This window comes from Paracoccus sp. pheM1 (genome assembly GCF_018499825.1).
Lineage (GTDB): Bacteria > Pseudomonadota > Alphaproteobacteria > Rhodobacterales > Rhodobacteraceae > Paracoccus > Paracoccus versutus.
The window spans coordinates 418,743-435,605 of sequence record NZ_JAGXCX010000003.1 but is presented as its reverse complement, the minus strand read 5'-3'; the positions used below and the strand labels follow the sequence as shown (position 1 = coordinate 435,605).

The following is a 16,863-nucleotide window of genomic DNA, read 5'->3' as shown; positions in this document are numbered from 1 at the left end:
CCGCGACGGCATGCGAACAAGGAAGGGAAAAACCATGAAGCTTCTCGTCCCCGTGAAGCGCGTGATCGACTACAACGTGAAGGCCCGTGTGAAGGCTGACGGGTCTGGCGTCGATCTTGCGAATGTGAAGATGTCGATGAACCCGTTCGACGAGATCGCGGTCGAGGAGGCGATCCGGCTGAAGGAGAAGGGCCAGGCCTCCGAGGTCATCGCCGTCAGCATCGGCGTGAAGCAGGCGGCGGAGACGCTGCGCACGGCCTTGGCGATGGGCGCCGACCGCGCCATTCTCGTCACCGCTACGGATGACGTGCAGCAGGACATCGAGCCCTTGGCGGTGGCGAAGATCCTCGCCAAGGTCGCCGAAGCCGAGGACACCGAGCTGGTCATCGCCGGCAAGCAGGCGATCGACAACGACATGAACGCGACCGGGCAGATGCTGGCGGCGCTGCTGGGCTGGGCGCAGGCGACCTTCGCCTCGAAGCTCGAGATCGACGGGGGCAAAGCGAAAGTCACCCGCGAGGTCGACGGCGGGCTGCAGACCATCGCGGTGGCGCTGCCGGCGGTGGTCACCGCCGACCTGCGCCTGAACGAGCCGCGCTACGCCAGCCTGCCGAACATCATGAAGGCGAAGAAGAAGCCCTTGGAGGAAAAGACCGCAGCCGATTACGGCGTCGACGTCGCGCCGCGGCTCGAGGTGGTCTCGGTGCGCGAGCCCGAGGGCCGCAAGGCCGGCATCAAGGTCGGCTCGGTGGACGAGCTGGTCGGCAAACTCAAAGAAGCGGGGGTGATCTGATGGCTGTTCTGCTGCTTGGAGAGGTGACGAACGGGGTGCTGAACCGCGACGCGACGGCGAAGGCGGTGGGCGCGGTCAAGGGCCTGGGTGATGTCACGGTGCTCTGCGCCGGCGCCTCGGCGAAAGCGGCCGCCGAGGAGGCCGCGAAGATCGCCGGCGTCGTCAAGGTGCTGGTGGCGGAAGACGCGCTCTACGGCCACCGCCTGGCCGAGCCGACGGCGGCGCTGATCGTGGGCCTTGCCGGCGATTACGACCACATCGCCGCCCCGGCGACGACGGACGCCAAGAACGTCATGCCGCGCGTGGCGGCGCTTCTGGACGTGATGGTGCTGTCGGACGTCTCGGCCATCATCGACGCCGAGACCTTCGAGCGCCCGATCTATGCCGGCAACGCCATCCAGGTGGTGCGCTCGAAGGACGCCAGGAAGGTCTTCACCATCCGCACGGCGAGCTTCGAGGCGGCCGGCGAGGGCGGCTCGGCCAGCATTACCGAGACCGCCGCCGCCGCCGATCCCGGCCTGTCGGCCTGGGTTGCCGACGAGGTTGCCGAGAGCGACCGCCCCGAGCTGACCTCGGCCAAGCGGGTGGTCTCGGGCGGCCGCGGCCTGGGCTCGAAGGAGAGCTTCGCGATCATCGAGGCGCTTGCCGACAAGCTCGGCGCCGCGGTGGGCGCCTCGCGGGCTGCGGTCGACTCGGGCTATGCGCCGAACGACTGGCAGGTGGGCCAGACCGGCAAGGTGGTGGCGCCCGAGCTCTACGTGGCGGTGGGCATCTCGGGGGCGATCCAGCACTTGGCGGGGATGAAGGATTCGAAGGTGATCGTTGCGATCAACAAGGACGAGGAGGCGCCGATCTTCCAGGTCGCCGACTACGGGTTGGTGGGCGACCTGTTCGGCCTGGTGCCGGAACTGACCGGCAAGCTCTGAACTTCTCAGTTCCGCAAATACTCCGGGGGGAGCGTCCCTGCGGCCCCATCGAGGGGCCGCAGGGGCGCGGGGGGCAGAGCCCCCCGCCCCACCCCGCAACCGCCACCAGCCAGCCAGGGAGGCCGAGCCATGTCCGAAATTGAACGCGAGTCGATGGAATACGACGTTGTGATCGTCGGCGGCGGCCCGGCGGCCCGCTGGAAACCCGCGCGGCGCGGAAACCCCGCGCTGCAGGTGCCCGGCGGATTATGCCACCGACCCCCACCATGGGGCGAGACTTCCGCGCCAAGCCCCGCTAGGCTGGCAGGCAAGCTGCGGGCGAGCGGTGCCGGTTCGGGTGCCGCCCCTTCCGCGACCCGGCTTTTTCCCAGACCTGTCAGGAGGCACCCATGTCAGATCAAGGCAAACCCGAAAACATCAACGCCGTGCAATCCACCACCGGCGCCGGCGCGCCCGCGCCCAGCGACCGCAATTCGCTGACCATCGGTGCCGACGGCCCCATCCTGCTGCATGACGTGCATTTCCTGGAACAGATGGCGCATTTCAACCGCGAGAAGGTGCCCGAGCGCCAGCCCCATGCCAAGGGCGCCGGCGCCTTCGGCCTGTTCGAGACCACCGAGGACGTCTCGGCCTATACCCGCGCGGCGCTGTTCCAGAAGGGCGCCACGACCGAGATGCTGGCGCGGTTCTCTACCGTCGCGGGCGAGATGGGCAGCCCCGATACCTGGCGCGACGTGCGCGGCTTCTCGCTGAAATTCTATACGGCCGAGGGCAACTACGACCTGGTGGGGAACAACACGCCGATCTTCTTCGTGCGCGATCCGATGAAGTTTCCCCATTTCATCCGCAGCCAGAAGCGGCTTGCCGATTCCGGCCTGCGCGACAACCACATGCAATGGGACTTCTGGACCAACAATCCCGAAAGCGCGCATCAGGTCACCTATCTGATGGGCGCGCGCGGGCTGCCCCGCACCTGGCGCAACATGAACGGCTATGGCTCGCATACCTATATGTGGGTGAATGCGGCGGGCGAGCGGTTCTGGGTCAAGTACCATTTCCACACCGAACAGGGCATGGCCTTCTTTACCAATGCCGAGGCCGCGGCCATGGCCGGCGCGGATGCCGATTTCCACCGCCGCGACCTTTTCGACGCCATCGCCCGCGGCGATCATCCCAGCTGGATCCTGTCGGTGCAGATCATGCCCTATGAGGACGCCAGGACCTATCGCATCAACCCGTTCGACCTGACCAAGACCTGGTCGCATGCCGATTATCCGCTGGTCCGCGTCGGCCGGATGGTGCTGAACCGCAACCCCGAGAACTTCTTTGCCCAGATCGAGCAGGCGGCCTTCTCGCCCGGCAATACGGTTCCGGGCATCGGCCTGTCGCCCGACAAGATGCTGCTGGGCCGCGCATTCGCCTATAACGACGCGCAAAGGAACCGCATCGGCACCAATTTCCACCAGCTGCCGGTGAACCAGCCCAAGGTGCCGGTGAACAGCTACATGTTCGACGGGCAGATGGCCTATCACCACAGCGGCAGCGCCCCGACCTATGCCCCGAACAGCGCCGGCCGCCCCTGGGCCGATGCGACAGGCCCGGTGCCCGAGGGATGGGAGGCCGACGGCGCCATGGTCCGCAGCGCCTATACGCTGCGTGCTGACGACGACGATTTCACCCAGCCGGGCACCCTTGTGCGCGAGGTCATGGACGATGCGCAGCGTGCCGCCCTGGTCGAGACGGTGGCCGGCAGCCTGCTGGGCGGGGTGCGCGAGCCGGTGCTGAGCCGCGCCTTCGACTATTGGAAAAGCATCGACCCCGAAACCGGCCGGCGCATCGAGCAAAAGGTGCGCGGCGGGGTCGCCACCAAGCCGGCCGAGGGCATGGGCGAGGGCTGATCGCACCGGGCCCGCCCGCGCCGCAACGGCGGGCGGGCCTTGCCGATGCCGGGGTGCCCCCGACACCGATCTCCAGCTGGGGTTGCGGGGCGACCGGCCCAGGTGGCGGCGTTCAGCCGGGCCAGCGTTCCGGGGTCTTCACGACCCGCCCGACCTGCGGTCCGAAGGGTTGCCACCGGACAACCACGGGCGGGACCGTCCGGTCAGGACGTCGCCTCTTCATTGCCGGCCCCGCCTGCCAGGCAGTCCGCACCCAGTTCCGCCGGCGAGACGCAGCCGATACCGGCCATGACCAGGTCGGTTTCCTGCTGCAGGATGGCAAGCGCCTTGCGCGCGCCCGCCTCGGCCCCGGCGGCGGTGCCGTAAAGCGTCGGCCGGCCGGCAAAGACGAAATCCGCGCCCAGGCACAAAGCGATGACCACATCCGAGCCGCGCCGGACGCCGCTGTCCAGGAACAGCGGATAATCCGGGCCGACCGCGCGCCGGATCGCCGGCAGCATGTCCAGCGCCGCGGGCGCCGCGTCCAGCGCCTTGCCGCCGTGGTTCGAGACCAGGATCGCATCCGCGCCAAGCGAGGCCGCGCGGCGGGCATCCTCGGGGTGCAGGATGCCCTTGACCACCAGCGGGCCGGGCCAGAGCGCGCGGCAGGTCTCCAGGTCGCGCCAGCACAGCGTGCCGCTGTCGCCCGGCACGAAGGCCTGGTCGAAGAAGAAGGCCGCCACGTCCGAGGCGCCGGCGCCCTTGGGGGCATAGGGCGCCCAGTTGCCCATCGTCTCCATCCCGCCGCCCAGCAGGAAGCGCAGGAACCATTCGGGGTGCAGCAGCACCTCTTTCGCCAGCCGCGGCCACAGCGCCGGGCCGGGCCGGAAGGGGACCGAGATGCGGTTGCGCAGGTGGCGTTCGCGCTTGGGCGTCACCGGCGTATCGACGGTCAGCACCAGCGCCGGGGTGCCGGCATCGGCGGCGCGGCGGATCTGGTCGCGGGTGATCGCCCGGTCGCGGGCCGGATAAAGCTGGAACCAGCCGTGATCCGGCGCGATCCGGGCGATCTCTTCCAGCGAGGCGCCGGCGGCGCCGGACAGGATGAAGGGAATGTCGGCCTCGCGCGCGGCGCGGGCCAGCATCCGGTCGGCATCGCGGCGAAACAGCTGCGCCGGGCCGGTGGGCGAGATGCCCAGGGGCATCGCGTAGTCGCGGCCCAGGATGCGCGTCGCCAGCGACCGGCGCGAGACGTCGCGCAGATAGCGCGGCACCAGCCGGTGGCGGGCGAATGCCTGCCGGTTGCGGTCCAGCCCCGCCTCGCCATCGACGCCGCCGGCGATGAAATCGAACAGGAAACCCGGCAGGTAGCGTCGCGCCGCCTGTTCGATCTCGTCGATGTTGACGGCGTGGCGGGTGCGGTCCATCCGCTATCCCGCGCTGTTGGTGGCGATCAGGATGCTCAGCATCCGCGCCATGTTCTCGCGGTCCTGCGGCGACAATGCGGCGATCAGCTCGCGCTCCAGCGCGGCATGGGCGGCCATGCTCTCATCGGTCAGGGCGATGCCCTTGCCGGTCAGCTCGACGATGACGCCGCGGCCGTCGCGCTTGTCGGCGCTGCGCTGCACCAGCCCGTCCTTTTCCAGCTTGCGCAGCAGGTTGGAAAGCCCGCCCGAAGAGATGACGATGGCGGCAAGCAGCTCGCTCGGCGTCATGCGATAGGGCGGGCCGCTGACGCGGATCGTGGCCAGGATGGCATAGGTCGGGAACTTCAGGCCGAATCGCGCCAGGTTGCGGTTCACCTTGTCGATGATGACCTCTTGCAGGTGCAGGACGCGGCCGACCACCGCCTTGCCGCTGCTGTCGATCTGCGGCACCTCGCGTCGCCATTGCCGCATGCCGCGGCCGATCCGGTCGTTTTCCCAGTATCTTATCGGTTCCTCGTCCAAGCTGTGCCCTTGCCGCTGAATGATGCGCATGCCCTTCGTCATTACCCCATCCGCGACGGCATTGGAATTGTATCTTTCAAGTGGCTTTCTGGTATCTTTACTGAAAGATATATGCCAGACTGGCAGAGTCGGTTCCTGTCGAGCGCCTGCGGCGACCGGCCAGAACAACCAGGCGGGGAGGTTTGCTTGTGTTCAGAAAATTCGCATTGACGACGACGGTCGCGGCGGCTGCCGCGCTTGGCCCGATCGCGGCCGCATCCGCGCAGGAGCTGGTCGTCGGCGCCTTCGGCGGCTCTTTCGCCGACAACGTCGAGACCTGCTATGTCCAGCCCTTTACCCAGGCCACCGGGGCCTCGGTGCTGCTGAAGCCGGCCAGTTCGGCGCAGCACGCGGCCTCGGTCAGGGCGACCGCCGGGCAGTCGGACATGGACGTGGTCTTTGCCGACGACGCCTTCGCGGTGCAGATGGCGAACGAAGGGCTGCTGGTGCCGCTGGACCGCGCGACGCTGGCGAATGCACCCGACATCATCGAGGGCGCCTGGGGCAAGGGCGACGCCTATGTCGCCGCCATGCTGGGCGCGACGACCATCGTCTACAACAAGGACACCGTGGCCACGCCGCCGAGTTCTTGGAACGACCTGTTCGATCCGAAATACGAAGGCCGGATCACCATCGGCGACGTCTCGGCCACCGCGGGCTGGCAATTCCTGGCCGCGCTGAACCAGATGGAGGGCGGCACGCTGCAAGACCCAGGCCCCGGCCTGGCCAAGATCAAGCCGCTGGCGCAATCGGCGGTGCTCTTGCACACCCAGGCCGACCAGGTGGTCTCGCTGTTCGAGCGGGGCGAGATCGACATCGCGGTCTGGTATCCCGACCGCGCCGGCGTGGCGATCAAGGGCGGGCTGCCGCTGGCCGTCGCCTATCCGCAGGAAGGCGCGGTGGGCATCCGCCCGACCATCTCGATCCCCAAGGGTGCCCAGCAGCAGGAGCTGGCGCTGAAATTCATCGACACCGTGCTGTCGGTCGAGGCGCAGAAATGCTTCTCGGAAGCGCAGGTGATCGGCCCGGTCAACAGCAAGGTGGTGCTGTCGGACGACCTGGCGACCATCCTGCCCAGTGCCGAGCAGGCCGGGCAGATGCTGTTCCTGGACCCGGCCGAGATGGCCGTGGTCATGCCCGACTGGACCCGCCGCTGGCAGCGCGAAGTGCTGCGCTGAGCCGATCCCGGCGGGTTTCCTGCCGGGACCGACCGCAACCCATCCAAAGCCCCGACGAGGTGAGATGAGCAACCTTTCCCTGCGCAACATCGTCAAGCGCTATGGCAAGACGGAAGTGGTCAGGAACGCCTCGTTCCAGATCGCCGAGGGCGAGTTCGTCTCGCTCCTCGGGCCTTCGGGCTGCGGCAAGACCACGATCCTGCGCATGGTCGCCGGCTTGCTGGAGCCGACCGAGGGGCGGATCATGATCGGCGAGCGCGACGTGACGCGCCTGCCGCCCAACAAGCGCAACATCGGGCTGGTGTTCCAGTCCTATGCGCTGTTTCCGCATATGACCGTCTTCGAGAACGTCGCTTTCGGCCTGCGCCGCAAGGGCGAATCCGGCAAGCCGCTGGAAGAGCGGGTGAATGCCGCGCTGGAGATGGTCCGGCTGGGCGGCTATGGCGCGCGTTTCCCGCGCCAGCTTTCCGGTGGCCAGCAGCAGCGCGTCTCGATGGCCCGCGCCATCGCGCCGCGGCCCAGTATCCTGCTGTTCGACGAGCCGCTGTCCAACCTCGACGCCAAGCTGCGCGACGAGATGCAGATCGAGCTGAAGCGGCTGCAGCAGGAACTGCGCATCACCACGCTGTTCGTCACCCATGACCAGGCCGAGGCGCTGAGCCTGTCGGACCGCGTCGGCGTCATGCATGGCGGCGTGATCCAGCAGTTGGACAGGCCCGAAGAGATCTATCACCGGCCGGCGAACGCCTTCGTCGCCAGCTTCATCGGCAAGCCGAACCGGCTGCAAGGCCGCATCGAGGCCGGCACCGTCGCGCTTGGCGCCGGTCTGGCGCTGCGCCCCGAGCGGCTGGACCTGCCCGAGGGCAGCGAGGCCGAGGTCTTTCTGCGGCAAGAGGCGATCCGCGTCCTGCGCACGCCCGAGCCGGGCGCGCTGGCGGGCACCGTGGCGCTGCGCGCCTTCTCGGGGCCGCAGGTGCAGCTGGTGGTGCGGCTGGCCCATGGCGCCGAGATCGTGGTCGAGGTGCCCTCGGCCGAGGATACCGCCAGCCTCGCGCCGGGCGAGCCGGTGCATCTGGCGATCCGGCCGCGCGACATCATCGTGCTGCCGCAGGGGGCCGCGTCATGACCGGCCAGCGCAGTGCATGGCTGCTGATCGCGCCGCTTCTGCTGGTGCTGCTTTTGTCCTTCGTGGTGCCGCTGGTGCTGCTGCTGCCGACCAGCTTCCAAGAATACCAGCCGGGGCAGGGCATGATCGCGGGCAGCTTCACCTGGGAAAACTACCTGCGCATCGCCACCGACGGCTATTATCGCGAGGTGGTGCTGCGCACGCTGGCGCTGGGGCTGGGCGTCACCGTGCTGTGCCTGCTGACCGGCTATCCGGTCGCCTATCTGATCGTGCGCGGCCATCCGCGCTGGCGGCTGCCGCTGACGCTTCTGGTGATCTTTCCGCTGATGCTGAACCTGGTGGTGCGCTCCTTCGGCTGGATCGTGCTGCTGACCAATCGCGGCGTGGTCAACAACCTGCTGATCGACCTGGGCCTGATCGAGCGGCCGCTGAAGCTGATGTTCAACATGACCGGCCTGCTGATCGGGCTGACCCATATCTACCTGCCCTTCATGGTGCTGATGCTGGTCGCCGCGCTGCAGAACGTGCCCCGCGACGTCGAGGCGGCGGCCGCGACGCTGGGCTCCAGCCGGACGCATGTGTTCTGGTCCGTCACCCTGCCGCTGACGGCGCCGGGCATCATCGGCGGCTCGATCCTGGTCTTCGTGCTGACCATCTCGGCGCTGGTCACGCCAAGGATGCTGGGCGGGCCGACCTATCAGGTGATGGCGACGCTGATCTATGACGAATACATGCAGCTTCTGGACTGGCCCAGCGGCTCGGCGCTGTCCTTTGCGCTGGCGGCCTCGACGCTGGTCATCATCTGGCTCTCCAGCCGCATGACGAAAAGATGGGCGGGCATGGCATGAGCGACATGAAACCCACCCTGCCCATTTCCATCGTCGCGCTGCTGGTCGTGGCCTTCCTGCAGGTGCCGGTGCTGGTGGTCGTGCTGACCTCGTTCAGCGAGACCTCCTACCTGACCATCCCGCCGCAGGGCTGGACGCTGAAATGGTTCGCCGAGGTGCTGAGCGATCCGGTCTATATCCGGGCGATCCGCAACAGCCTGATCCTGGCGGTCAGCTCGACGCTTCTGTCGCTGGCCCTGGGCGTCGCGGCGGCCTATGCGCTGTTTCGCAAGGCCATCCCCGGATCCGAGGCGATCACCGCGCTGCTGATGGCGCCGCTGATCGTGCCCTCGGTGGTGATCGGGGTGGCCATGCTGCAATATGTGACGCTGGTCGGCCTGCGCGGCAGCTTCCTGGTGCTGATCGTCGCCCATGTCGTCATCACCGTGCCCTATATCCTGCGCTCGGCGCTGGCCAGCCTCTCGGGCCTTGACGTCTCGGTGGAAGAGGCGGCGCGGGTGCTGGGCGCGGACGGCTTCACCGCCTTCCGGCTGGTCACGCTGCCGCTGATCAAGCCCGGCCTGGTCGCCGGGGCGCTGTTCGCCTTCGTCACCTCGATGGAGAACGTGCCGGTCACGATCTTCCTGGCCAGCGCCCGGCAGACCACGCTGCCCATCCTGATCTTCAGCTCGGTCGAGATGGGGGTCAATCCGGGCGTCGCCGCCATCTCGACCCTGCTGATCGTCGCCACCGTGATCGTGCTGCTGCTGGCCGAGCGCTGGACCGGCTTTCACAAATTCGTCTGAAAGGACCAGCCATGCATCTGACCAGCAAGGGCTTTCCGCTGTTTCTGACCTTCGACCTCGATGCCGAGACGATGTGGACGGCGCGCGACCCGGCCTATGCCAGGCGCCCGATCCTGATGTCGCAGGGCGCCTATGGCTGGAAGGTCGGCACCGACCGCGTGCTGGACCTGCTGCGCCGCTACGGCCTGCGCAGCACCTTCTTCATCCCCGGCCTGGTCGTGGACCAGCGCCCCGAGTTGGTCGAGCGCATCCTGCAAGGCGGGCACGAGATCGCCCACCACAGCTATTCGCACCGCTGGATCCTGAACCTCAGCCACGAGGAAGAGCGCGAGGAGATGGAGCGCGGCTTCGAGGCGATCAGGCGCGCCACCGGGCAGGCGCCGCGCGGCTGGCGCTCGCCCGCGGCCGAACTCAGCGACATTTCCATGCAGCTGATGCTGGAACACGGCTTCGACTATTCCTCGAACTTCTTCGACGACGATTCGCCCTATCTGCACGAGGTGGACGGGCAGCGGACCCGGCTGGTCGAACTGCCCTTCCGCTGGGTGCTGGATGACGCGCCCTTCTTCCAATATTCCATCGTGCTGCCGGGCCGGACCATGCAGGCGCCCTCGGCCCTGCTTGAGGCGTGGACGCTGGAGCTGGACATGCTGCATGCCGAGCGGCGGATGATGATGGTCGGCATGCATCCGCAGATCATCGGCCAGCCCTCGCGCCTGTGGGTGCTTGAGCAGCTGATCCGGCGCGCGCTGGACAAGGGCGACGTGTGGATGGGCCGCTGCGACGAGATGGTCGCCGACATGCGCCCGCGCCTGGAGGGCGCTGCGGCATGAGCGGGGCGCTGACCGGCCGCCGCATCCTGATCGCCGGCGGCGCGCAGGGCATCGGCCGGGCCACTGTCGCGCGCTTCCTGGCCGAGGGCGCCCGCGTCGCGGTGATCGACCGCGACGGGGCGGCGCTGGATGGGTTGCAGGTGCCGGCCGCGGTGGCCGACATCACCGACAGCGCCGCGCTTGGGGCGGCGGTGACGCGGCTGGCCGGGGCGCTGGGCGGGCTGGACGGGCTGGTCAATTGCGCGGGCCTGGATCTGGTGGCGGCGCTGGAGCAGATCACCGACGAGGCCTGGGACCGGCTGATCGCCGTGAACCTGACCGGCGCGATGAAGCTGTGCCGGGCTGCGGTGCCGCATCTGCGGCAGGCGGGGGGCGGCACCATCGTCCACCTGTCCTCGGGCGCGGGTCTGGTGCCTTTGCGGCTGCGCAGCGGCTATGCCGCCTCCAAGGCGGGGTTGCAGATGTTCTCGAAATCGCTGGCGCTGGAGCTGGCGGACAGCGGCATCCGCGTGAACGTGGTCTGCCCCGGCGCCGTCGACACGCCGCTGCTGCGCAGCTCGATCGACCCGGCGGGCGATGCCGAGGCGCAGTTGCAGGCGGTGCGCGACCGCTATGCCCTGCGCCGCATCGCCGATCCGGCCGAGATCGCCGCGGCGATCCTGTGGCTGACGAGCGGCGAATCCTCCTATGTCACCGGCGTTGCCCTGGCGGTCGATGGCGGCCGCACCTTTCATTGAGGCCGGCCATGACGGGATGCATGCGGTTCAGGGACAAGACCGTGCTGGTGACGGGCGGCGCGGCGGGCATCGGCGGCGGCATCGCCCGCCGCATGCTGGCCGAGGGCGCGCGGGTCGGGGTCATGGACCTCGACACCGCGCCGCTCGCCGCCGAGGCGGGCGGGCGGCTGCTGCTGGTCCAGGGCGATTGCACGGACGCCGCCGCCCTGGCCGGCTTCCACGACCGTTTCCTGGCCGAACTCGGCCCGGTGGACGTGCTGGTGAACAACCTGGGCCAAAGCGGCCGCGAGCGCAGCGCGCCCTTTTGCGACTCGCGCGAGGAGGTCTGGCGCTTCGTGCTGGAGATCTCGCTGGTCAGCGCCATGCGCATGGCCCGGCTGGTGGCCCCGGCGATGCGCGAGCGCGGCGCCGGGCGCATCGTCAACATGTCGAGCCTTGCCGCCTTTACCGGCGAGCCGGGGCTGGCCGATTACGCCGCCGCCAAGATGGGAGTGATCGGGCTGACCCGCGGCCTGGCCCGCGAACTGGCGCCGCATGGCGTGACGGTGAACGCGGTGGCGCCGGGCGCCATCCGCACCGCGGCGCATGACCGCGTGCCGGCGCAGGTGATCCAGCAGATCGTCGACAAGACCCCGGTCGGCTTCGTCGGCGCGGTCGAGGACGTGGCCGCCGCCGTCGCCTTCCTGGCCAGCGACGAGGCGCGTTTCATCACCGGCCAGACGCTGCTGGTCGATGGCGGCCATTGGATGATCTGAAAGGAGCCCGCGATGACCGAGATCGCCGACCTGAGCGCCGTTGACCTGGCCAAGGCCATCCGCCGCCGCGCCATCTCGCCCGTCGAGGCGACCGAGGCGGCGCTGGAGCGGATCGAGGCGCGCCGCGACCTCAACGCCTTCGTCACCGTCGCCGCCGATGCGGCGCGGGCCGAGGCGCGGGCGGCCGAGGCGGCGGTGATGCGCGGCGACGAATTGGGGCTGCTGCATGGCGTGCCCTATTCGGTCAAGGATCTGCTGGCCACGGCTGGCGTGCGCACCACCATGGGCTCGCGCCTGTTCGCAGAAAGCGTGCCGGACGAGGATGCGGTCTCGGTCGCCCGCGCCCGCGCCGCCGGCGGCATCATGATCGGCAAGACCACGACGCCGGAATTCGGCCATGCCCAGACCGCCAGCTCGCCGCTGACCGGGCTGACGCTGAACCCGATCGACCCCGGCGTGACGGCGGGCGCGTCCAGCTCCGGCTCGGCGGTGGCGGTGGCGGCGGGCATGGGCCCCTTGTCCATCGGCACCGATGGCGGCGGCTCGATCCGTATCCCGGCCGCCTGCTGCGGTATCGTCGGCATGAAGCCGACGCTGGGCGTCATCCCGCATCTGGCGCTGCCCGACCTGTTCGCCGCCAATTCCTTTGCCGGGCCGATGGCGCGCACCGTGGCGGATGCGGCGCTGTTCTTTCAGGCCATGGCCGGCCCCGACCCCCGCGACCCCTATGGCCAGGCGGCCGTGCAACTCCATCCCGACGACGGGCGCGGGCTCAGGGGGCTGCGCATCGGCTGGATCCCCACCGCCGGCGCGCGGGTCGAGCGCGAGACGGCCGAGATCACCCAGGCCGCCCTGCACCGCATCGAGGCCGAGGGCGCCGTCGTCGAAGAGGCCGACCTGGATTTCCGCAGTTTCGAGCCGGTGTTCCTGACCCTGTTGCGGGTGGGGCTGGCCGCCCGCGCCGCCCCCGCCTTTGCCGGGCGCGAGGATCTGGTCGCCCCCTCGCTGGTCGAGACGGCGCGGCTGGGGCAGGGCTATTCCGCAGTGGATCTGGCCGAGGCCTCGGCGGCGCGGACGCGGCTGTTCCAGATGATGCAGGCGCATTTCGCCCGCTTCGACCTCTTGGTTTCGCCGGTGCTGACCGCGCCGCCGCTGGCCCTGGGCTATGACCCGATGGGCGAGATCGAGATCGACGGCCAGCCCGCCGGCACCATCCGCGGGGCCTGGTATCCGTTCACCTATCCGCAGAACCTGACCGGCCATCCCGCGATCTCGCTGCCCTGGGGGCGGACCCGGGCGGGGCTGCCGGTGGCCTTGCAGCTTTGCGCGCCCTGGTATCGCGACCGGATGCTGCTGCGGCTGGCGGATACGGTGATGCAACTCGCCTGACGGGCGCGCCGGTCAGTCCAGCGTCCGGCGGAACCGCAGCAGGGCCAGCGTGCCCAGCACCGCCACCATGGCCGCGAGCGCGGCGAATTGCGGCGCGACATCGGCCCAGCCCGCGCCCTTCAGCATGATGCCGCGCACCAGCCGCAGCAGATGCGTCACCGGCAGCACCTCGCCCAGGGCCTGCGCCCAGCCCGGCATGCCGCGGAACGGGAACATGAACCCCGACAGCAGCACCGAGGGCAGGAAGATGAAGATCGCGATCTGCATCGCCTGCATCTGCGTGCGCGCCGCGGTCGAGATCAGATAGCCCAGCAGCACCAGCGCCAGCACGAAGACCATCACCCCCGCCAGCAGCAGTCCCAGCGAACCCGCGAAAGGCACGTCGAAGATCGCCCAGGCCGCGCCCAGGATGACGAGCACCTGCACCGCGCCGACGGTCAGGAAGGGGGTGATCTTGCCGATCATGATCTCGGCCGGGGTGGCGGGCATGGCCAGCAGGTTCTCCATGGTGCCGCGCTCGATCTCGCGGGTCAGGGCCATGGCGGTCATCATCACCATGGTCATCTGCAGGATCACCCCCAGAAGGCCGGGGACGATGTTGTATTGCGTGACCGCCTCGGGGTTGTAGCGGCGATGGGTGACGATCTCGGGCGCGGTCCGCGCCGACCCGGCCGGCAGGTCGCGGCGAAAGGCGCTTTCGGCGATGCCGGGAAGCGCGGCGACGGCGCCGCTGGTCGCCGAGGGGTCCGAGCCGTCCGCCTCGACCAGGATCTGCGGCCGGTCGCCGCGTTCCATCCGCCGGCCGAAATCGGCGGGCACGGTCACGACAAAGGCAACCTCGCCGCGGGTCATCAGCCGCTCGGCCTGGTCGGCGGTGGCAAGGGGGTGGGTGATGCGATAGTAGCCGCTGTTCTCCAGCGCCGCGGCAAAGCTGCGGCCGAACCGATCCTGCACCGGCGCGACCAGGGCCGTGGGCATGTCGCGCGGGTCGCTGTTGATCGCATAGCCGAACAGCAGAAGCTGCATGATCGGCACCCCCAGCATCATGGCGAAGGTCACGCGGTCGCGGCGCATCTGGATGAACTCCTTGCGCAGCAGCGCCCGCAGCCGTGTCGGCGAAAAGCTCATCGCATGTTGTCCTGGGACTGTTCCATCAGCCGGATGAACACGTCCTCGAGGCTGGTCTCGACCGGCCGGCCGGCGACGCCCTCGGCCGCCAGCGCTGCCATGAGCCGGTCGCGGTCGGTGCCGGTGACGTGCAGCGCGGTGCCGAAGGGCTCGACCTGTTCGACGCCCGGCGCCCGGCGCAGGCGCTCGGCCAGCTCGCCCGGCCGGGGGGACTGCACGCCCAGCGTGACCAGCCGCGCGCCCGCGATCACCTCGGCCACGGTGCCCGAGACCACCAGCCGGCCATAGGCGATGTAGTTGATGCGGTGGCAACGCTCGGCCTCGTCCATGTAATGGGTCGAGACCAGGACGGTCATGCCCCCCAGCGTGCGGGCGTGGATCTCGTCCCAGAACTGCCGCCGGGCCTTGGGATCGACCCCGGCGGTCGGCTCGTCCAGCAGCAGCAGGCGGGGCTGGTGCATGATGCAGGCCGCCAGCGCCAGCCGCTGCTTCCAGCCGCCCGAGAGGCTGCCGGCCAGCTGGGTCTTGCGCGAGGTCAGGCCCAGATCCTCCAGCGTGTCGCGCACGGCCTGCCGCGGCAGGCCGTAGAGCCCGGCGACGAAGGCCAGGTTCTCCTCGATCGACAGATCCTCGTAGAAGGAAAATTTCTGCGTCATGTAGCCGACCTGCCGGCGGATCGCGCGCTGCTGGCGGCGCACGTCCAGGCCCAGCACGCTGCCGCTGCCCGCGTCGGGCGTCAGCAAGCCGCAGATCATGCGGATGCAGGTGGTCTTGCCCGAGCCGTTCGGGCCCAGGAAGCCGGCGATCTCGCCCTCGGCCACCCGCAGCGCGACATCGTCCACCACCGTCCTGCCGCCGAAGGATTTCGTCAGCCCGGTCACGTCGATGGCGGTGGCCTGGGTCATGGCGCCTTCCAGAGCTCGACGATCTGGCCGGGCTTCAGCGGGCTGCCCGGATCGGGGCGGGCCTCGACCAGGTAGACCAGCTTCTGCCGCGCGTCGCGGGCATAAAGGACGGGCGGGGTGAACTCGGCCTCGTCGGCGATGAACGAGACGGTGGCGCCGGCGGGCGCGCAGCCGTCGCAGCCGACCGTCAGCCTCGTTCCCAGCGAAAGCGCGGCCAGATCGGCTTCGGCCACATAGAAGCGCAGCTTGACCGCGCCGTCCGGCAGATAGGCCAGCACCGGCGCCGAGGGGCCGGCGATCTCGCCCGGATGCCGCAGGATGTCGGTGACGGTGCCTGGCGCGGGGGCGGTCAGCCGGCGCTGTTGCAGCTGCCATGCCATCGCCTGCCGGTCGGCTTCGGCCTGGGCCAGGGCGGCGCGGGCGGCGGCGATGGCATCGGGGCGGGCGGGCAGGCGGGCGACGGCCAGCCGCGCCTCGGCTTCGCGCACCGCCGCCTCGGCCATGTCGGCGGCGGCGCGGGCGTCGTCCCGCTGCGCGGGCGCGCTGACGCGCTGCGCCAGCAGCCGCTCCTGCCGGGCCGCCTCGCGCGCCATGCGTTCGGCATTGGCGCGGGCCGAGGCCAGCGTCGCCTCGATGGCGGCGATCTCGGGCGCGCGGCCGCCCTTCTCCAGGTCGGCCAGGGTGCTGGCGGCGCGGGCCTGGGCCGCCTCGGCCGCGGCCAGCGCCAGCGCGGCGTCGCGGGTTTCCAGCATGGCCACGGCCTGCCCGGCCTCGACGCGGTCGCCGCGCTGCACGGCCAGCGCCTCGATCCGGGCCGTCGCCACGGGGGCGATCTGCACATGCTCGCCCTCGGCATAGCCGGTGCCCAGGGGCGGCGGCGGGCCGCAATGGGAAAACAGCGCGGCGAGAAAGGCCAGCGAGCAGATGAAATCAGCCATCCGCGCCCCCGGTCATCCGGTCCAGGTTGGCCAGCATTCGCCGGGTGATCGCCCGCGCCTCGGCCCGTGCATAATGCCGCCAGCCCATCCGGCGCTGGACGATGGGCGCGGCCACGCGGAAATAGACCGCCTGCCCGATCAGCGAGAACACGGCCAGCTTCACCTCCTCGGCCTCTGCCGGTTCGCCGGTCGCGGAGGACCAGAGCGCGCAGAGCGCGCGGTGGCGCGGTTCGATCAGCGTGGTATAAAGCCGGTCCAGCACCGGGCTTTCCGGCTCGGCCAGTTCGCGCAGCACGAAGGCCACCGCGTCGCTGGCCGCGGGGCTGACGATCATGAAGGTGACGATCCGGCGCACCAGCCGCCGCAGCAGCAGCCGGGCGTGGCGGGGGTCCGGCCGGTCCTGCAAGCCGGGCAGGGGCCGGGCGACCTGTGCCACCCGCTCGGCCACCGCATCGGCGCAGGCGATGCGCAGCCCGTCCTTGCCGCCGAAGTGATAGGCGATGGACGAGATGTTGGTGCCCGCCTGCGCGGCGATGGCCCGCGTCGAGGCAGCCTGGAACCCGCCGCGGCCGAATTGCTGCATGGCGGCCCCGATCAGGGAAAGGCGGGTGGGATGCGGGTCCATGCCGATCACGCCGAAATGTCAATCAAACGATT

17 protein-coding genes are annotated in these 16,863 nt (G+C 69.7%); 11 read left to right on the top strand and 6 right to left on the bottom strand.

Features of this window, described 5'->3' with window-relative positions:
* Positions 1-34: 34 nt before the first annotated feature.
* The 3 genes from KF941_RS24830 (at position 35) to KF941_RS24820 (ending at position 3,617) form a co-directional block, all read left to right on the top strand.
* Positions 35-793, top strand: a complete 759-nt coding sequence (locus tag KF941_RS24830) for an electron transfer flavoprotein subunit beta/FixA family protein (RefSeq protein ID WP_214274888.1) — start codon at positions 35-37, stop codon at positions 791-793.
* The gene (locus KF941_RS24825) at positions 793-1,719 is read left to right on the top strand and encodes an FAD-binding protein (protein ID WP_214274887.1); all 927 of its coding nucleotides are present in this window, start codon (positions 793-795) and stop codon (positions 1,717-1,719) included. The genes KF941_RS24830 and KF941_RS24825 overlap by 1 nt, the downstream gene beginning before the upstream one ends.
* A gap of 389 nt (positions 1,720-2,108) precedes the next feature.
* Positions 2,109-3,617, top strand: a complete 1,509-nt coding sequence (locus KF941_RS24820) for a catalase (RefSeq protein WP_214274886.1) — start codon at positions 2,109-2,111, stop codon at positions 3,615-3,617.
* Between the two features lie 203 nt (positions 3,618-3,820).
* On the opposite strand, the gene KF941_RS24815 is transcribed toward KF941_RS24820, so the two are convergent.
* On the bottom strand, positions 3,821-5,023 hold the full coding sequence (locus KF941_RS24815) for an alpha-hydroxy acid oxidase (RefSeq protein WP_072461161.1): 1,203 nt from the start codon (positions 5,021-5,023) through the stop codon (positions 3,821-3,823).
* 3 nt (positions 5,024-5,026) lie between these two features.
* A complete protein-coding gene (locus KF941_RS24810) occupies positions 5,027-5,575 on the bottom strand; it encodes a MarR family transcriptional regulator (RefSeq protein WP_231493207.1) in 549 nt (182 codons plus the stop codon).
* A 176-nt stretch (positions 5,576-5,751) separates the two neighbouring features.
* Here KF941_RS24810 and KF941_RS24805 point away from each other — a divergent pair, with 176 nt between their 5' ends.
* From KF941_RS24805 to KF941_RS24770, 8 genes are all read left to right on the top strand, one after another.
* Positions 5,752-6,762, top strand: coding sequence for an ABC transporter substrate-binding protein (locus tag KF941_RS24805; RefSeq protein ID WP_231486648.1), 1,011 nt, complete (start codon positions 5,752-5,754; stop codon positions 6,760-6,762).
* A 64-nt stretch (positions 6,763-6,826) separates the two neighbouring features.
* Positions 6,827-7,888 (top strand): ABC transporter ATP-binding protein, encoded by a 1,062-nt coding sequence (locus tag KF941_RS24800; protein WP_214274885.1) that lies wholly within the window; start codon positions 6,827-6,829, stop codon positions 7,886-7,888.
* Positions 7,885-8,736, top strand: a complete 852-nt coding sequence (locus KF941_RS24795; protein WP_214274884.1) for an ABC transporter permease — start codon at positions 7,885-7,887, stop codon at positions 8,734-8,736. The genes KF941_RS24800 and KF941_RS24795 overlap by 4 nt, the downstream gene beginning before the upstream one ends.
* Positions 8,733-9,521, top strand: a complete 789-nt coding sequence (locus tag KF941_RS24790; protein WP_052096316.1) for an ABC transporter permease — start codon at positions 8,733-8,735, stop codon at positions 9,519-9,521. The genes KF941_RS24795 and KF941_RS24790 overlap by 4 nt, the downstream gene beginning before the upstream one ends.
* Before the next feature lie 11 nt (positions 9,522-9,532).
* On the top strand, positions 9,533-10,354 hold the full coding sequence (locus KF941_RS24785; protein ID WP_036760779.1) for a polysaccharide deacetylase: 822 nt from the start codon (positions 9,533-9,535) through the stop codon (positions 10,352-10,354).
* Positions 10,351-11,091 carry an SDR family oxidoreductase gene (locus KF941_RS24780; RefSeq protein WP_214274883.1) on the top strand — a complete coding sequence of 247 codons (741 nt, stop codon included), beginning with the start codon at positions 10,351-10,353 and terminating at the stop codon, positions 11,089-11,091. Before KF941_RS24785 ends, KF941_RS24780 begins: the two co-directional genes overlap by 4 nt.
* A gap of 20 nt (positions 11,092-11,111) precedes the next feature.
* Complete coding sequence (locus KF941_RS24775; RefSeq protein ID WP_024843807.1) at positions 11,112-11,846, top strand: SDR family NAD(P)-dependent oxidoreductase; 735 nt, start codon at positions 11,112-11,114, stop codon at positions 11,844-11,846.
* A 12-nt stretch (positions 11,847-11,858) separates the two neighbouring features.
* Positions 11,859-13,235, top strand: a complete 1,377-nt coding sequence (locus KF941_RS24770; protein WP_214274882.1) for an amidase family protein — start codon at positions 11,859-11,861, stop codon at positions 13,233-13,235.
* Positions 13,236-13,247: 12 nt separating this feature from the next.
* On the opposite strand, the gene KF941_RS24765 is transcribed toward KF941_RS24770, so the two are convergent.
* From KF941_RS24765 to KF941_RS24750, 4 genes are read right to left on the bottom strand one after another with little or no spacing between them, the layout of a single operon-like run.
* Complete coding sequence (locus KF941_RS24765; RefSeq protein ID WP_214274881.1) at positions 13,248-14,363, bottom strand: ABC transporter permease; 1,116 nt, start codon at positions 14,361-14,363, stop codon at positions 13,248-13,250.
* Positions 14,360-15,268, bottom strand: a complete 909-nt coding sequence (locus tag KF941_RS24760; RefSeq protein ID WP_214274880.1) for an ABC transporter ATP-binding protein — start codon at positions 15,266-15,268, stop codon at positions 14,360-14,362. The genes KF941_RS24765 and KF941_RS24760 overlap by 4 nt, the downstream gene beginning before the upstream one ends.
* Positions 15,265-16,206 carry an HlyD family efflux transporter periplasmic adaptor subunit gene (locus tag KF941_RS24755; protein WP_214274879.1) on the bottom strand — a complete coding sequence of 314 codons (942 nt, stop codon included), beginning with the start codon at positions 16,204-16,206 and terminating at the stop codon, positions 15,265-15,267. Before KF941_RS24755 ends, KF941_RS24760 begins: the two co-directional genes overlap by 4 nt.
* Positions 16,199-16,831 carry a CerR family C-terminal domain-containing protein gene (locus KF941_RS24750; RefSeq protein ID WP_240540616.1) on the bottom strand — a complete coding sequence of 211 codons (633 nt, stop codon included), beginning with the start codon at positions 16,829-16,831 and terminating at the stop codon, positions 16,199-16,201. Before KF941_RS24750 ends, KF941_RS24755 begins: the two co-directional genes overlap by 8 nt.
* Positions 16,832-16,863: the final 32 nt, after the last annotated feature.